This is a genomic window from Streptomyces sp. NPDC059679 (genome assembly GCF_042734105.1).
GTDB lineage: Bacteria > Actinomycetota > Actinomycetes > Streptomycetales > Streptomycetaceae > Streptomyces.
In genome coordinates, this window is sequence record NZ_JBHWES010000014.1 from 91,879 (window position 1) to 108,294 (window position 16,416).

A 16,416-nucleotide genomic window follows, 5' to 3' on the forward strand; every position below is an offset into this window, starting at 1 on the left:
CCCGCTCGCGGGCGGTACGGTTTCCTGCTAGGGCACGCTACAGGGTCCGTGCCACTCGCCGGTTCCTGATGGACCGGCCATCCAACCTGTTGTAGGTGAGGCCATGCAAATCGCGTGACGGGTTCTTGCACATCCGGTCACGGAACGGGCACGTCGCTTGACGTGTCCGCGGCCTGGGGCAGACTGGGCCAGGGTATCGACTACAAAAAGATCAACGGGTCAGAACGTGCGCGTCAAGATAGTGAGTGCGCCGAGGGGGACGTAAGAAATGAGCCAGCAGGGCGCACCAGGCCGCTACGAAGGGATGTCGCTCGCCGGCGGCCGCTATCAACTGCGGGACCTGCTCGGCGAGGGCGGTATGGCCTCCGTCCACCTGGCCTACGACAGCGTCCTCGACCGCCAGGTTGCGATCAAGACCCTGCACACCGAACTGGGCCGCGAGCAGTCCTTTCGGGAGCGCTTCCGCCGCGAGGCCCAGTCGGTCGCCAAGCTGACCCACACCAACATCGTCTCGGTCTTCGACACCGGCGAGGACACGATCGACGGCTCCGTGATGCCGTACATCGTCATGGAGTACGTCGAGGGCCAGCCGCTGCGCGCCGTCCTCGACGCCGATGCCCGGCAGTTCGGCGCGATGCCCACGGAAAAGGCGCTGAAAATCACCGCCGACGTGCTGGCCGCGCTGGAGATCAGCCACGAGATGGGGCTGGTCCACCGCGACATCAAGCCCGGTAACGTGATGATGACCAAGCGTAATGTGGTCAAAGTCATGGACTTCGGCATCGCCCGCGCCATGCAGTCGGGCGTGACCTCCATGACCCAGACCGGCATGGTCGTCGGCACCCCGCAGTACCTCTCGCCCGAGCAGGCCCTCGGCCGCGGCGTGGACGCCCGCAGCGACCTGTACTCGGTCGGCATCATGCTCTTCGAGCTGCTGACGGGCCGGCTGCCGTTCGACGCGGACTCGCCGCTCGCCATCGCGTACGCGCATGTCCAGGAGGAGCCGGTCGCTCCCTCCACGATCAACCAGTCCATCCCCCCGGCGGTGGACGCGCTGGTCGCCCGCGCCCTGAAGAAGAACCCGAACGAGCGGTTCCCCACCGCCGAGGCCATGCGCGACGAATGCGACCGCGTCTCGCGCACCGGCCAGACCGGCGCCACCCCGATCATCATCAGCGGCGGCCCGCCCGCCCGCAGCGGCTCCGGCGTGGGCTCGGCGGTCTTCCCGCCGATCAACCAGCAGCCGCCCGGCCCGGGCATGGGGAGCGTCCAGACCCCGTACCAGCCGCAGTCCTCGGGCGGCTTCGGCGGCTTCGGCCCCTCCACCCCGCCGCCGCCCGGCCAGCCGATGGCCCAGCAGGGCTACAACACCCCGGCGCCCGCTCCGACCCCGGCCCCGACCCCCGCGCCGTACGCGCAGGGCGGCGCCAACACCCCGCCGCCGTACACCGTCTCGCCCGCCTCGGCCCCGGCCTCGGGCGGCGGCCAGGGCGGTGACAACGGCAACAAGCGCGTGATCATCGGCTCGGCGGTCGTCGCGGCGATCGCGGTCATCGCCGTTGTCCTGGTGATCGCCCTCAGCGGCGGCGGCTCCGACGACGGGGGGCAGGCGCGCGACGACGGCAAGGACACCAAGACCGCCACGGCGTCCTCGACCCCGTCCGGGTTCCGCGAGGGCGACAAGAGCAAGGTCATCGACCCGGAGAAGTGCAAGGACGCCTCGGAGTCGTACGAGCAGAAGGGCGCCTACAACGTGCCCGACTTCCAGAACCTCTACATCGACTCGGTGAAGAAGTGCATCCGGGACGCGGGCTGGAAGTACCGCGTGACCACCCAGGACGAGAACCTGTGGGGCAAGGGCACCGTCCTCAACTACACATACCGCAACTACGAGCCGTACGACCCGAAGACCGACACCATCGAGCTGACGGTCTCCACGGGGCTGCCGGGCTGAGCCCGCTTCCTTCCTCAGACTCCGGCTCGAAGGGGCCCGGCATCCGCCGGGCCCCTTTCCGCATCACAGTGTGGTGAAGCCCGTACGCCAGGTGGGGTGGAGGGGCCGCCAACCGAGCCTACGGGCGCGGGTGTTGTCGGCCCCGCGCTCCCAGCCCGCCCGGCCGCCGTCCACTGCGGGCACGGGCGCCGGCGCGCCCACCGCGGCCGCGAACGCCGGCAGCCATGCGCGGGCCGGCGCCGGTTCGTCGTCCACGACGTTGACCGTGCCGCTCGGCCAGTCCAGCGCGGCCACCGCGGCGCGGGCGGCGTCCTCGACATGGACGAACGAGCTGACCGCGTCGCCCGCCACGACCGGGCCGATCAGCGCCGCCACCGGGTCCCCCGCTACTGGACCACCCGTCACCGGATCCCTCACCGCCGGATCTCCCGTCGCCGGATTCCCCGTCGCCTGCTCGCCCCGCAGCGCGGCCTCCAGCGGCCCGCCCCGTGCGTACCAGGTCCCGGGGCCGTAGAAGGTCCCGTAGCGCAGTACGACATGCGTCTCGATCTCCGCCGCCGCCTCCTCCAGCGCCCGCAGACTGCCGACCATCCCGGCCCGCGGCGGCTCCGCCGCCACATCGAGCGGGGTGGACTCGTCGGCCGGGGCGTCGCCGGGCGCGTAGGCCCAGGAGATCGACTGGGCGACGATACGCGTCACCCCGGCGCGCTTGGCGGCGTCGACGAGGTGACGCGTGCCCTCCCTGCGGATCCGCCCGTTCGCGGCGCGGTCGCCGTGCGCCAGGTCGGTCAGCTGGTGGACGACCGTCTCGGGGGCGGCGGCAGCGACCGCCCGGTGCACGCTGTCGGCGTCGAAGACGTCGACGCGTACGGCCGAGGCCCCCTGCGCGCACAGCCGCTCCGCCCCCTGCGGGGTGCGCGTACCGCCGGTCACCTCGTGTCCCGCCGCGACGAGAAGCGGGACGAGGCGGCGGCCGACGGCGCCTGTGGCTCCCGCGACGAAGATGCGCATGGTGGCGGACCTCTCTCTGTTTCTCTGTTCTGGGCTGATCAACGACCAGGCCCAGGCTAGAAAGCGATCGGACCACTGTCAGGGGACAATCCGGGGGCGGGGCCATGGGCCATTTCGCGGCGCGGGGCACGACGGCTGCGGGCCGTCTCCGGGGCTCATGAGTCCCGGAGACGGCCCGCTGTAGGTAAAGCCGTGGGTAAAAGGGGTCGGCTGACGGCTAAAGGTACGGGCCCGAACGGGCCCCGCCGTGCTGCGGCCCGCCCTCCCCGTCCTCGCCGCCGAGGCCCGGCGGCAGGGCCCGGCGCATCTGCTCCAGCTGCGCGCGCGCCGCCATCTGCTGGGCGAACAGCGTCGTCTGAATGCCGTGGAACAAGCCCTCGAGCCAGCCGACCAGCTGGGCCTGGGCGATCCGCAGCTCGGCCTCGGTCGGCACCGCATCATCGGTGAAGGGAAGGGAAAGGCGCTCCAACTCGCCGATCAGCTCGGGCGCGAGGCCGTCCTCCAGCTCCTTCACCGAGCTGGCGTGGATCTCCTTGAGACGGACCCGGCTGGCCTCGTCGAGAGGCGCCGCGCGGACTTCCTCCAGAAGCTGCTTGATCATGCTGCCGATGCGCATGACCTTGGCCGGCTGTTCGACCATGTCCGTCACGGGAACCTCGCGCGACTCGTCGTCACCGCCGCCGTCGCCAGAAGTGGCGCTCCCGAGGGCCATGCCGTCCGGGCCGACGACCAGGACGTGCGGGCTCTCCTGCGATCGTTCGTTCATCGGCTGGTTCATAACCCCCATTGTTCCGCACGAGCACCCGTGCGGAGGGGGAGGGTGGTCAGGATCAGGCACCGTTCTCCGGCGCCTTCGGCAACCGCCGTGGCTGCTGTGGTCTTTCTGACGGCAACCTCACTGACGGCGCAGCCTCAGCCCGAGGAACGCCAGCCCCAGGCCGAGCCCCATCAGGGCCAGGCCGGTGCCCAGCGGCAGCACGCGCAGCGTCCGCCCGGTGGGCACGGCGTCGGTCCGCGCGGCGTCGGCGGGGTCGTACGCGTCCTCGTACGAGCCCTGCGGCCCCTGCGTCGGTGTCCTCTCGCCCTGCTTGCGCTGCCCCTCCCGCCCCTCCCCCGCGCCCTCGCCGGCCCGCCGCGAGGGCGCGGGCCCCACCGACGCGGCGGGCGGTGCGGCATCGGGCGCATCGGTGCGCCCGGGGTGCGCCCGGCCCTCTCCGGCGCGGGTCCCGGCCAGCTCGTCGTTGTCGTCGGCACGCGCCACGAGGGGTACGGCCGGCAGCGCCACACCGGCCATCACCAGCACCGCCGGCAGCGTGCGCAGCCTACGAAGCGCAGGTCTCACGGTCGTCACCCTCCCGTGCCGAGCCGTCGCATGACGATTTCAGCGTCACACGACGGCATGGGCACGGCACCCGGGGCCACCGAAGATTTAGACCATCCAGCCGTCTCAGACCGTCAGCAGCACCTTGCCGATATGGCCGCTCTGCTCGAGCACGCGGTGCGCCTCGGCCGCTTCGCGGATCGGCATCGTACGGTCGACGATCGGGCGCACCCGGCCGCTCTCGACGAGCGGCCAGACGTGCTCGCGCACCGCCGCGACGATCGCCGCCTTCTCCTCGAGGGGACGGGCGCGCAGGCTGGTGGCCATGACGGCGCCGCGCTTGGCCAGCAGCGCGCCAAGGTTCAGCTCGGCCTTCGCGCCGCCCTGCAGACCGATGATCGCCAGCCGTCCGTTGGTGGCGAGGGCCGCCACGTTCCGGGCGAGGTACTTCGCGCCGACGATGTCGAGGATCACATCGGCTCCGGCGCCCTCGGTGGCCGTGCGCACCTCCTCGACGAAGTCCTGCTCGTGGTAGTCGATCAGGATGTCGGCGCCCAGCTCACGGCAGGCCGCCAGCTTGTCCGCGCTGCCCGCCGTGACCGCGACCCGCGCGCCGACCGCCTTCGCGAGCTGGATCGCCATGGTGCCGATGCCGCTGGAGCCGCCGTGCACCAGCAGGGTCTCGCCCGGCCGGAGGTGGGCGAGCATGAAGACGTTGGACCAGACGGTCGCGGCCACCTCAGGGAGGCCCGCCGCCGTGACCAGGTCGAGGCCGGGAGGCACGGGCAGCACCTGCCCCGCGGGCACGGCCACCTTCTCGGCGTAACCGCCGCCCGCGAGCAGCGCGCACACCTCGTCGCCCACCGCCCAGCCGCTGACACCGGGGCCCAGCGCCGCGATCCGGCCCGAGCACTCCAGACCGGGGTGGTCGGGGGCGCCCGGGGGCGGTGGGTAGTGGCCCTGGCGCTGCAGCAGATCGGCGCGGTTCACGCCGGCGGCCGCGATATCGACCAGGACTTCGCCCTCGCCGGGTACGGGATCGGGGACCTCCGCCCACACGAGGGCGTCGGGGCCGCCGGGTTCGGGGATGGTGATCGCATACATGGCGGCGAGGCTACTCCTCACGTTCCGGGCCAGGCTGTGGACCAGGGCAGGTCAAGGACCTCGACCTCGCTGCCCCGGTCCGCGCCGCCGGGCGGGATGACGGCCAGGCCGTCCGCGACGGCGACGCCGCGCAGCATGGCCGGGCCGTTGAAGCGGAGCGGACGCGCCTCGTCGTCCTGGAAGACCACCGGGACCAGGCGGGTGTCGCGCGGATGGCCGTGGACGGCGGCGGTCAGCGGGGCCGGGCAGGGGGCGGGCGTCGGGCGGCCCGTCAGCGTCCGCAGCAGCGGCTCGGCGAGGGTCAGCAGGCCGGAGACGGCGGCCAGCGGATTGCCGGGCAGCCCCACGAGGTGCTTGTCCGGGGCCAGACGGGCCAGCAGCATCGGGTGGCCGGGGCGCACCGCCACCCCGTCGACCAGCAGCTCGGCGTCCAGTCGGCGCAGGGTGGGATGGACGTGGTCGACGGGTCCTGCGGCCGTGCCGCCGGTGGTCAGGACGACATCGGCGGTCGATCCGGCCACGGCCTCGTACAGCGACTCCGCGTCGTCGGCCAGCCGACGGGTCGCCAGCGGCTCGGCGCCGAGCGCGCGCAGCCAGGGGGCGAGCATCGGGCCGAGCGCGTCGCGGATGCGGCCGTCGTGGGGGAGGCCCTGCCGCAGCAGTTCGTCGCCGAGGACGAGGATTTCGACGCGGGGCCGGGGCACGGTCGGCAGCTCGTCGTATCCGGCGGCGGCGGCCAGACCCAGTATCACGGGGGTGATCAGGGCGCCCGCGGGGAGCAGCAGATCGCCGCTGCGGCACTCCTGGCCGCGGGGGCGGATGTCCTGGCCGGGGCTGACGGGGTGGGCGGGGGCGGCGTACAGCCAGCCGTCGCCCGCGCTGCCGTGTGCGGTGCCGTGTTCGGTGCGCAGCACGGCGGTGGCGCCGGGCGGGACGCGGGCTCCGGTGGCGATACGGATCGCGTGGCCGTCGGGGAGCGGATCGGCCTCGGCGTGGCCGGCCAGGATCGAGTGCCCTGCGGCGGGGAGCCGCCAGGGGCCGGGGCCGGCGAGGGCCCAGCCGTCCATGGCGGAGGTATCGAAGGACGGCAGGTCGGTGAGGGCGGTGAGGGGGGCGGCCAGGACGTGGCCGAGGGCGTCGGCGAGCGGGCGGGCCAGGGGGGTTCCGTTGAGGGTGGTGGTGGGCGACGGGCGGGCCTTCCGGGGGGCACGGGCCGCGATCGCGCGGGCGTCGGGCCAGGAGGTGCCGGGCCGGTGGTGGGCTGGGGCCGGGGAGGTGGGGCCGGGGCCCCGGGGTGCCCGTGCCCGGTCCGTCGCTGTCGCTGTCGCCGTCGGGTCGTGGAGCGTCCGGTCTGTGGACGGCGGTTCGTGCAGCGCCCCCCGGCTCTGGGATGCCGGGGCCTGGGGCGCCGCGTCCTGGGGTGTCGGGTCCCAAGGATCGGTCCACTCGGGGGGCTCGGGGCGCTCTGGGCGCTCTGGGCGGCCGGAGGGCTCGGGCTGCTCGGGCCATGTCTCAGGACGGCGCCGATACGTGCCCTGGTCCTTGGCCAGCGCCAGGGCCTCGTCGAACTCGCGGTCCAGCGCGTCGCCGCCGCGGGGCTCCCGGTCCGTCATCCCGTCGACTCGGCCTCTTCGGCCCACCGGGCGGCCAGCGCGGCCGCCTTGCCGGTGGCGGCGGCCAGCGCCTCGGGGCCGCCGCCCTGCTGGGCGGCCGCGTAGCCGACGAGGAAGGTGGTCAGCGGCGCGGCGGGCCTGGCGACGCCGTGCGCGGCGTCGCGGGCGAGGTCGAGAAGGGCGGCGGTGTCGACATCGAGGTCGATGCCCAGCTCCGCCTTGACTGCGGCGATCCATTCGTCCAACACGTGTCCATGCTCCCTGATCCGTGCGCGGGCAGTGGTGATGTCCTCCCAGGTGTCGCAGTCGAAGGAGGCGGTGGGGTGATGCAGACGGCCGAGCTTCAAGTCGGCGGTGAGCAGCCTCAGGGGCAGCCCGGCGAGGCCGCCGTGCTCCGCCGCGAGCAGGGCGATCTCCCGGCGCAGCGGCTCGGCCCGGTACGCCGCGACCAGCGGCTGCTCGCGGCCGTCCGAGTCGGTGAGCAGCACCCCTTCGGCCTCGCCGAGGCCGTTGACGAGCGCCCCGACGGTCTCGCCCGTGAGGAACGGCAGATCCGCGGAGAGCAGCAGGACGACGGGCTCCGTGGTCCGGCGCAGTCCGGCGTCGACGGCCGCGACCGGCCCGCCGCCCGGCGGCTCCTCGCGGATCCAGTGCACCGGCCGCGCGGTCGGTCTGCGCGGGCCGACGACGACGGTTCGCTCGGCGCCCCGGCAGGCGTCGAGCACCCGGTCGAGCAGCGGCCGGGCGCCCACCCGCAGCGCCGGCTTGTCAGCGCCGCCCAGCCGCCGGGCGGCGCCTCCGGCCAGGATCACAGCGTCATACGTCACCCCATGAGTATGTCCCGGTGACGGCCGAGTACCGCCTCCGTCGCCACGACCTACACGGACCGCAGCAGAACCGCCGGATGTTCCACGCAGTCGGCCACGTAGCGCAGGAAGCCGCCCGCGATGCCGCCGTCGCAGACCCGGTGGTCGAAGGTCAGCGACAGCTGCACCACCTGCCGTATGGCCAGCTGGTCCTGGTGCACCCACGGCTTCGCCGCTATCCGGCCGACGCCGAGCATCGCGGCCTCGGGGTGGTTGATGATCGGCGTCGAACCGTCGACGCCGAAAACGCCGTAGTTGTTGAGCGTGAAGGTGCCTCCGGTCAGTTCGGCGGGGGTGAGGGTGCCGGAGCGGGCGGCCTCGGTGAGGCGGGTCAGCTCGGCTGACAGCCCGGCCGTGTCCCGCGCGTGTGCGTCGTGCACCACGGGGACCACGAGGCCCCGGTCGGTCTGTGCGGCAAAACCGAGGTGGACATCGGAGCGGCGCGTGATCTCGCCCTCGCTGACGGTCGCGTTCAGCTCGGGGTGGCGGGCCAGGGCCGCCGTGCAGATCCGGGCGAGGAGGGCGAGCAGGGAGATCTTGGGCCCCGCCGCGTTCATGGCCGCGCGAGCGGCGAGCAGTTCCGTCGCGTCGGCGTCCACCCAGCACGTCGCGTCGGGGATCTCCCGCCGGCTGCGGGCCAGCTTCTCGGCCCCGCGTACGCCACGCACCGCGACGCGCGTCCCCTCGGCCTCGCGCGCGCCCGTCCGCGCGACGCCCGCGGCGACGGCAGCCGGAGCCGGTGCGGCTTGTGCGGCCTGTGCGGTGCGCGCGGCCTGCGCGGCCTTTTCTACGTCTGCGCGCAGGATCAGCCCGTCGGGCCCGGAGCCCCGCAGCTCGCGCAGGTCCAGTCCGTGCTCGCGAGCCAGCCGCCGGACGAGCGGCGAGATGACGGAGACGGGGCCGGGCGCCGGCCGTGCCGCGCCGTTGGCCTCCGGGCCGGACACCGGCGCGGGAGGCACGGGGTGCGCGGCGACCGGGTTGGCCTCGGCGGCCGGGCTGCTCGCGGCAGCCGGGCCAGAGGTCGTTGTCGGTGCGAGGCCCCCGGCCAAGCCCTCGGCAACGCCTCCGCCGGCTCCCCCGCCAAGGCCCTCGGCCGGGCCGGAGGCCGGGGCCGGCGGGGCCGGGCGGACACGGCGGCGCCGCGCGGAGGGGGCCGAGGTGCCGTAGCCGACCAGCACATTGCCGGACCCGCCCTCGGCAGCCGGAGCCCTGCCGTCAACCGCCGAGGACCCGCCTCCGACAGCCGAGGACCCACCCCCGACGGCCGACGACCCACCCCCGACGGTCTGCGTCCCGCCCTCCCCGGTCGGCACGGCGACCGTCAGCAGCGGCGCGCCGACCGGCAGTTCGGTGCCCTCCTCGCCGAAGCGGGCGGTCACCACCCCACCGTACGGGCAGGGCACATCCACCAGCGCCTTGGCGGTCTCGACCTCCACGACCGGCTGGTCGACCGCGACGACCTCGCCGACCTCCACCAGCCAGCGCACGATCTCCGCCCCGGTGAGCCCTTCGCCCAGATCGGGCAGGGTGAACTCGCGCACCTCCGCCATCACACCGCCCTCCCCTCGGTCCACTCCGACTCCCACTGCAGCCGGGCCACCGCGTCCAGCACCCGGTCCACGCCGGGCAGATGGTGCCGCTCCAGCATCGGCGGCGGGTAGGGGATGTCGAACCCGGCGACGCGCAGCACCGGCGCCTCCAGGTGGTGGAAGCAGCGCTCGGTGATCCGGGCGGCGATCTCCCCGCCGGGGCCGCCGAAGCCCGTGGACTCGTGGACGACGACGGCCCGCCCGGTCCGGCGGACGGAGGCGCACACCGTCTCGTCGTCGAAGGGCACCAGCGACCGCAGATCGACGACCTCCAGGTCCCAGCCCTCGGCCGAGGCCGCTTCGGCGGCCTCCAGACAGACGGGCACCGAGGGCCCGTACGAGATGAGGGTGGCGGCCCGCCCGCCGGTGGCCGGGCGCCGCACCACGGCGCGGCCGATCGGGGCGACCTCCTCGGGGTGGTCGGGTGACCATTCGGCCTTGGACCAGTAGAGCCGCTTGGGTTCGAGGAAGACGACCGGGTCGTCGGAGGCGATGGCGGCGCGCAGCAGCCCGTATGCGTCGGCGACGGTGGCCGGGGCGACCACATGGAGGCCGGGCGTCGCCATGTAGTACGCCTCGGAGGAGTCGCTGTGGTGCTCCACCCCGCCGATGCCGCCGCCGTAGGGCACCCGCACGGTGATGGGCATCGGCAGGGCGCCGCGGGTGCGGTTGCGCATCCGGGAGACATGGCTGACAAGCTGCTCGAAGGACGGGTACGCGAAGGCGTCGAACTGCATCTCGACGACGGGCCGCAGCCCGTACATGGCCATGCCGACGGCGGTGCCGAGGATGCCCGCCTCCGCGAGCGGGGTGTCCGTACAGCGGTCGTCGCCGAACTCCTTGGCGAGCCCGTCGGTGATCCGGAAGACGCCGCCCAGTGTGCCGACGTCCTCGCCGAGGACGTGCACGGCCGGGTCGGCGGCCATCGCGTCGCGCAGCGCGCGGCCCAGGGCCTGGGCCATGGTGGCGGGCTTGACCGCGGTCGTCGTCATCACTCGCCCTCCTCCGCGGCGAGCTCCGCGCGCAGCGCGTCCGCCTGCTCGCGCAGCTGGCCGGTCTTCGCGGCGTAGACATCCTCGAAGAGGTCCATCGGGTCCAGGGCCGGGTCCTGGTGCATCCGCGTCCGCAGATCGGCGGCCATCCGCTCGGCGGCGTCGCGCGCGGCCTGTACGGCCTGGTCGTCGAGCAGGCCGCGGTCGCGCATCGCTTCCTCCAGCAGCGTGATGGGGTCGTGGGCGCGCCATGCCTCCACCTCGGCGTCGGAGCGGTAGCGGGTGGCGTCGTCGGCGTTGGTGTGGGCCTCGAGGCGGTAGGTGACGGCTTCCACCAGGGTGGGGCCACCGCCCGCGCGCGCCCGGCGGACGGCCTCGCCCAGGACCTGGTGCACGGCCACCGCGTCGTTTCCGTCGACGAGCCGGCCGGGCATGCCGTAACCGACGGCCTTATGGGCGAGGGAAGGGGCGGCGGTCTGCTTGGCGAGCGGGACGGAGATCGCGAAGCCGTTGTTCTGGATGAGGAAGACGACGGGGGCCCGCCACACCGCCGCGAAGTTCAGCGCCTCATGGAAGTCGCCCTCGCTGGTCCCGCCGTCGCCGACCAGGGCCAGCGCCACCACGTCGTCGCCCTTGAGGCGGGCGGCGTGCGCCAGGCCGACCGCGTGCGGCAGCTGGGTGGCCAGCGGGGTGCACAGCGGGGCCACCCGGTGGTCGCGCGGGTCGTAGCCGGAGTGCCAGTCGCCGCGCAGCAGGGTGAGGGCATGCACCGGGTCGAGCCCGCGCACGACGGCGGCGAGGGTGTCGCGGTAGCTGGGGAAGAGCCAGTCCTGGTCGCGCAGCACAAGCCCGGCGGCGACCTGGCAGGCCTCCTGCCCGGTGGAGGAGGGGTAGACGGCGAGCCGGCCCTGCCGGGTCAGGGCGGTGGCCTGCGTGTTGTACCGGCGGCCGCGCACCAGCTCTCCGTAGAGCCGGGTCAGCAGGGCCGGGTCGATATCGGCCGCGGCATCGGTGCCCAGCAGGCGGTACGGCTCGGCATCGGGCAGCAGCGGCGCGGCGTCGACCCGCGGCTGCCAGGCGGGCGGGGGAGTAGGCCGATAGGCACCGGGCTGCTCAAGGACCGTCATGGCGCGACCTCCTGCGGGCAGAGAGCTGATGGGGCGGGCAGGCCCCTCCCTACCGATTGTTCGGTCGATGACGCATTTTGGCTACAGGCGGCCTCAGCCTGTGGACAAACGGTTCAGCAGGACATGAGATGTGGCCAGGACGTCCATGAAGGGGAGGCGGGGCGGTATGCCGGGCGAACAGATGGCCAATCCGGACGACAAGCCTCCCGCCCGTCCGCTGGACTCGATCGACCGCGACATCGTGCGCATGCTCCGGGCGGACGGCCGCGCCTCGATACGCTCCGTGGCCGAACGGGTACACGTCTCGCGCGCCAATGCCTACGCCCGCATCAACCGCCTCATCGACGACGGGGTGATCCGCGGCTTCAGCGCCCGGGTGGACCAGGAGCGGGCCGGGCAGGGCGCGTCGGCGTACATCACGTTGAAGATCGTGCAGAACTCGTGGCGCACGGTCCGCGAACAGCTCAGGCAGCTTCCGGGCGCCGCGCATATCGCCCTGGTCAGCGGGGACTTCGATGTGCTGCTGCTGGTCCACACCGAGGACAACCGCTCACTGCGCGAGCTGGTCCTCACCCGTATCCAGGCCATACCCGAGGTGCTGAGCACGCGGACGCTGCTGGTCTTCGAGGAGACCGACCTCGACTCCGAGCTCTTTTAAGGCTCGGTTCGCCTCCGGGGCGCTACAGCCCCTGTCGACGGTCGACCGTGCTCGCCCGCTCGTTCCTCGCGGCCTCTGCGCGCTCTCCCTTTCGACAGCGGCCGCGCCCCTTCGGCTCACTCGCCAGGGCGAGGGCCTCAGACACGCAGGCCCGCGAAGGCCGTGCGGACCACCGCGTCGGCCACCTCATCCACGGTCGCGGCACCGCCCCGACCCGGCCGGTACCACTCCACAATCGAATTGATCATGCCGAAGAGCAGCCGGGTCGCCAGCCGGGCGTCCACGTCCGGCCGCAGGTCCCCGTCCGCCACGGCCTGTTTGACCAGTTCGGCGACCTCGTGGTCGAAATCCCGCCGCCGGGCCATGGCCCACCGCTCGGTGTCCGTGTTCCCGCGCACGCGCAGCAGCAGGGTGACGTACGGCAGCTCCGCCATCAGCACCTCGGTGGTGCGCCGGGTCACATGCTCCAGCCGCTCGACCGCCCGCCCGTCGCGCGCCTCCGGCTCCTGGAGGATGCCGAACAGCCCGTCGAGGGCGCGGCTTATGGCCAGCCGCAGCAACTCTTCCTTGCCTTTGACGTGGTGGTAGATCGATGACTTGGAGATCCCGGCGGCGCGCGAAAGATGCTCCATGGAGGTTCCGTCGTAGCCGCGCTCGTTGAACACCTCCACGGCGACCGCGAGCAGCGATTCGGGGGTGTAGGTGTCGCGCTTCGGCATGGTCATGATGAGAACTGTTCTTCTTCGGCGGCCGCGCGCCGCATCAGCGATTGGGACGGGGCGTAACGGCCGGTGGGATAGGCCTGGTGAAGATTCAACAGGATGTCGCACACCCAGCGCGCACCGAGCTCACTCCCCCAACGCAGCGGCCCGAGTGGGTAGTTCACGCCCAGCCGCATCGCGGTGTCGATGTCCTCCGGGCTCGCCACCCGGCGCGCGGCGGCGTCCATGGCGAAGTCGGCGAGCATCGCGACCGTACGGGCCACGATCATGCCGGGGACGTCCTGGATGACGCTGACCGTCTTCCCGAGCGCCTGGAAGAGCCCGGTCGCGGCCCGCACGGCCTCAGGAGAGACGGTTTCGCCGGGGGCGAGGGCCATCCGGGTGGCGGTGCGGTAGTCCAGCGCCAGGTCGAACCGGATGCACGGGACGGGGGAACCGACGGTGGCCGACGAGCCGTCGGTGAGAGCCAGGCGGGTGCCGTCGGGCAGGGCGATGAAGCCTCCGGGCGGGGCGTCGGCGGCCGGGTCCTCCCAGGTGACCGTGATACCCGCCTCCTCGATCAGCCGCGGCAGCTCCCCCGCCGGCCCGGATCCCGACCCCGGCCGTCCCATGTGGACCACAACCATCGAAGGGGCCCGGCACGGCTCGGCGGTGTGCGGCTTCGGGGGCGGCGCGCCCTCGGCGTAGTCGTACCAGCCCCGGCCCGCTTTACGTCCGTACAGGCCCGCGTCGACGAGCCGCCGCTGGGCGAGGGAGGGGGTGAACTTCGGATCGTGGAACATCGCGTCCCACACCGACCGGGTGACGGCCTCGTTCACGTCCTGTCCGATCAGGTCGGTCAGCTCGAACGGGCCCATCGCGAACCCGCCGCATTCGCGCAGCACGGCATCGACGGTGGCCGGGGCGGCGGCGCCCTCCTCGTGGACGCGAAGGGCCTCTGCGTAGAAGGGGCGGGCGATCCGATTGACGATGAAGCCGGGAGTGTCGGCGCAGCGCACCGGGGTCTTGCCCCAGGCCGCGACGGTCTCGTACGCCCGGTCGGCGGCGGCCTGGTCCGTGGCGAAGCCGCGGACCACCTCGACCAGCGGCAGCAGCGGTGCGGGATTGAAGAAGTGCAGGCCCAGGAGGCGGCCGGGGCGGCGCAGGGCGCCCGCGACGGCGGTGACGGACAGGGAGGAGGTGTTGGTGGCGAGCAGACAGCCGTCGGAGACGACCGATTCGAGGGCGGTGAACAGCTGCTGCTTGGCGCCCAGGTCCTCCAGGATCGCCTCGATCGCCAGCTCGGCGTCCGCGAGCCCGGCGAGCCCGGCGACCGGGGTGAGCCGGCCCAGGGCGGCGTCCCGGGCGGCGGGCGCGAGCCGCCCCTTGTCGACCAGCCGCTCCAGGCGGGCGGCGATGGCGTCGGCGGCCTGCGCGGCGCGGCCGGGAGCGGCGTCATAGAGCCGTACGGGGTGCCCGGCGACCAGCGCGACCTGCGCGATTCCCTGGCCCATGGTGCCGGTGCCGACCACGGCGACGGTGCCGGCGGGTCCGATCCTCCGGTCGATCGCAGTCATGCCGCTGATCCTCTCGGACGAAGTTATCCACAGGTGCGCCAGGCCCTCTTGTCCCGACCGATCGTTCGGTTACTCTAACTCTGACGGCCAGGCCGTCGTCTCACGCTCAGCTCAATCCCAGCTCGACGAGGAGTTGGTCAGTCGTGACCGCCGGACTCACCACAGCGCAGTTGACCGAGCAGCACCGCCCCACCCTCGACCAGGCTCTGGAGGCCATCCGTACCCGTGCGTACTGGTCGCCGCACCCCGAGCACCCAAAGGCTTACGGAGGGGCCGACGCGAGCGGGCGGGAGAGCCTGAGCCCCGCCGAGGGCCAGGCGGCCTTCGACGAGCTCCGCGGCCGCCGCTTCGAGCTGGACCAGCCCGGCACGGACGGCTGGACCGCCACCGAAACCTCGCCGTACGGCATCGAGCTGGGGGTGGAGTATCCGCACCCGGACATCGAGGTGCTGCTCCCGGCGATGCGGGCCGGGATGCCGGCCTGGCGGGACGCGGGTCCCGAGGCGCGCGCCATGGTCTGCCTGGAGATCCTGGCCCGGATCAGCGCCCGCTCCCATGAGTTCGCCCATACCGTCATGCACACCAGCGGGCAGGCGTATCTGATGGCGTTCCAGGCCGGCGGGCCGCACGCCCAGGACCGCGGCCTGGAGGCGGTGGCCTATGCCTTCGCGGAGCAGACGCGCACCCCCGCCGCGGCCGAGTGGACCAAGCCGCAGGGCAAGCGCGATCCGCTGCGGCTGCGCAAGACCTTCACGGCAGTCCCCCGCGGCATCGCCCTGGTCATCGGGTGCAACACGTTCCCGACGTGGAACGGCTACCCCGGCCTGTTCGCCTCCCTGGCCACGGGAAACGCGGTCTTGGCCAAGCCGCACCCCCGGGCCGTGCTGCCGCTGGCCCTGACCGTCCGGGTGGCGCGCGAGGTGCTGCGGGAAGCCGGCTTCGACCCCAATCTGGTGGCCCTGGCCGCCGAGCAGCAGGACGAGGGCCTGGCCAAGGTGCTCGCCGTGCGCCCCGAGATCCGCGTCATCGACTACACGGGCTCCACCGCCTTCGGCGACTGGCTGGAGACGCACGCCCGCCAGGCCCAGGTCTTCACCGAGAAGGCCGGGGTCAACACGGTCGTGATCGACTCCACCGATGACTATCAGGGCATGCTCGGCAACCTGGCCTTCTCCCTGTCCCTGTACTGCGGCCAGATGTGCACCACCCCGCAGAACCTGCTGATCCCCCGGGACGGCATCGCCACGGACGCCGGCCCCAAGTCGTACGACGAGGTGGTCGCCGATCTGGCGGCGGCCGTCGAGCGGCTGCTGGGCGACGACGCGCGGGCGAGTGCCCTGCTCGGCGCGATCGTGAACCCCGGGGTCAAGGAGCGGCTCGAGGCCGCCCCCGGCCTCGGCGCGACCGCCCTCGCCTCCCGCCCGGTGACCCACCCCGACTTCCCCGACGCCACGGTCCGCACCCCCGTGATCGTCAAGGCCGACGGCGCCCGGAAGTTCTGGGAGGCGGCCGACGCGGAAGCGCCCTACCTCTCCGAATGCTTCGGCCCGGTGTCCTTCGCCGTCGCCATGGACTCCACGGCGGACGCGGTCGACCTGCTGCGCCGCACCATCCGCGACAAGGGTGCGATGACCGTCGGGGCGTACACCACCTCCCCGGACGCCGAGCGGCTGATCGAGGAGGCGTGTCTGGAGGAGTGCGCCCAGCTGTCGCTGAATCTGACCGGCGGGATCTACGTCAACCAGACGGCGGCCTTCTCGGACTTCCACGGCGCGGGCGGCAACCCTTCGGCCAACGCCACCTTGTGCGACGGGGCGTTCGTGGCCTCCCGCTTCCGCATGATCGAGGTCCGCCGCCCGCTGTAGCACCGCGGCGCCTCCGGTGCTCTCCGCGTCGCCGGCTC

14 protein-coding genes are annotated in these 16,416 nt (G+C 73.2%); 3 read left to right on the forward strand and 11 right to left on the reverse strand.

Features of this window, described 5'->3' with window-relative positions; all coding sequences use genetic code 11:
- The first annotated feature begins 268 nt into the window (after positions 1-268).
- Complete coding sequence (locus ACFV2X_RS17780) at positions 269-1,954, forward strand: protein kinase (RefSeq protein WP_385617178.1); 1,686 nt, start codon at positions 269-271, stop codon at positions 1,952-1,954.
- Positions 1,955-2,017: 63 nt separating this feature from the next.
- On the opposite strand, the gene ACFV2X_RS17785 is transcribed toward ACFV2X_RS17780, so the two are convergent.
- The 9 genes from ACFV2X_RS17785 to pdhA form a co-directional block, all read right to left on the reverse strand.
- The gene (locus ACFV2X_RS17785) at positions 2,018-2,965 is read right to left on the reverse strand and encodes an NAD-dependent epimerase/dehydratase family protein (RefSeq protein WP_385617181.1); all 948 of its coding nucleotides are present in this window, start codon (positions 2,963-2,965) and stop codon (positions 2,018-2,020) included.
- A gap of 217 nt (positions 2,966-3,182) precedes the next feature.
- Positions 3,183-3,743: a bacterial proteasome activator family protein gene (locus ACFV2X_RS17790; RefSeq protein WP_358637851.1), complete on the reverse strand. Its 561-nt coding sequence runs from the start codon at positions 3,741-3,743 to the stop codon at positions 3,183-3,185.
- A gap of 117 nt (positions 3,744-3,860) precedes the next feature.
- On the reverse strand, positions 3,861-4,307 hold the full coding sequence (locus ACFV2X_RS17795) for a hypothetical protein (RefSeq protein ID WP_385617183.1): 447 nt from the start codon (positions 4,305-4,307) through the stop codon (positions 3,861-3,863).
- Positions 4,308-4,412: 105 nt separating this feature from the next.
- Positions 4,413-5,390 carry an NAD(P)H-quinone oxidoreductase gene (locus tag ACFV2X_RS17800; protein ID WP_385617185.1) on the reverse strand — a complete coding sequence of 326 codons (978 nt, stop codon included), beginning with the start codon at positions 5,388-5,390 and terminating at the stop codon, positions 4,413-4,415.
- 17 nt (positions 5,391-5,407) lie between these two features.
- On the reverse strand, positions 5,408-7,003 hold the full coding sequence (locus ACFV2X_RS17805) for a molybdopterin molybdotransferase MoeA (protein WP_385617187.1): 1,596 nt from the start codon (positions 7,001-7,003) through the stop codon (positions 5,408-5,410).
- A complete protein-coding gene (locus tag ACFV2X_RS17810) occupies positions 7,000-7,830 on the reverse strand; it encodes an NTP transferase domain-containing protein (RefSeq protein ID WP_385617189.1) in 831 nt (276 codons plus the stop codon). Before ACFV2X_RS17810 ends, ACFV2X_RS17805 begins: the two co-directional genes overlap by 4 nt.
- A gap of 50 nt (positions 7,831-7,880) precedes the next feature.
- Complete coding sequence (locus ACFV2X_RS17815) at positions 7,881-9,419, reverse strand: dihydrolipoamide acetyltransferase family protein (protein ID WP_385617310.1); 1,539 nt, start codon at positions 9,417-9,419, stop codon at positions 7,881-7,883.
- Entirely contained in the window at positions 9,419-10,450 is a 1,032-nt protein-coding gene (locus tag ACFV2X_RS17820) for an alpha-ketoacid dehydrogenase subunit beta (protein WP_089507456.1), read from the reverse strand. Before ACFV2X_RS17820 ends, ACFV2X_RS17815 begins: the two co-directional genes overlap by 1 nt.
- Positions 10,450-11,577 carry a pyruvate dehydrogenase (acetyl-transferring) E1 component subunit alpha gene (pdhA, locus tag ACFV2X_RS17825; RefSeq protein WP_385617191.1) on the reverse strand — a complete coding sequence of 376 codons (1,128 nt, stop codon included), beginning with the start codon at positions 11,575-11,577 and terminating at the stop codon, positions 10,450-10,452. Before pdhA ends, ACFV2X_RS17820 begins: the two co-directional genes overlap by 1 nt.
- 166 nt (positions 11,578-11,743) lie before the next feature.
- Between pdhA and ACFV2X_RS17830 the strand changes: the two genes are divergently transcribed.
- Complete coding sequence (locus tag ACFV2X_RS17830; RefSeq protein WP_385617192.1) at positions 11,744-12,235, forward strand: Lrp/AsnC family transcriptional regulator; 492 nt, start codon at positions 11,744-11,746, stop codon at positions 12,233-12,235.
- Positions 12,236-12,372: 137 nt separating this feature from the next.
- Here the strand turns inward: ACFV2X_RS17830 and ACFV2X_RS17835 are convergent, their stop codons facing one another.
- A complete protein-coding gene (locus ACFV2X_RS17835; protein WP_385617194.1) occupies positions 12,373-12,960 on the reverse strand; it encodes a TetR/AcrR family transcriptional regulator in 588 nt (195 codons plus the stop codon).
- Positions 12,957-14,513, reverse strand: coding sequence for a 3-hydroxyacyl-CoA dehydrogenase (locus tag ACFV2X_RS17840; RefSeq protein WP_385617196.1), 1,557 nt, complete (start codon positions 14,511-14,513; stop codon positions 12,957-12,959). The genes ACFV2X_RS17835 and ACFV2X_RS17840 overlap by 4 nt, the downstream gene beginning before the upstream one ends.
- A 143-nt stretch (positions 14,514-14,656) precedes the next feature.
- On the opposite strand from ACFV2X_RS17840, the gene paaN reads away from it, so the two are divergent.
- Positions 14,657-16,378 (forward strand): phenylacetic acid degradation protein PaaN, encoded by a 1,722-nt coding sequence (gene paaN, locus ACFV2X_RS17845; protein WP_385617198.1) that lies wholly within the window; start codon positions 14,657-14,659, stop codon positions 16,376-16,378.
- The last annotated feature ends 38 nt before the right edge of the window (positions 16,379-16,416 follow it).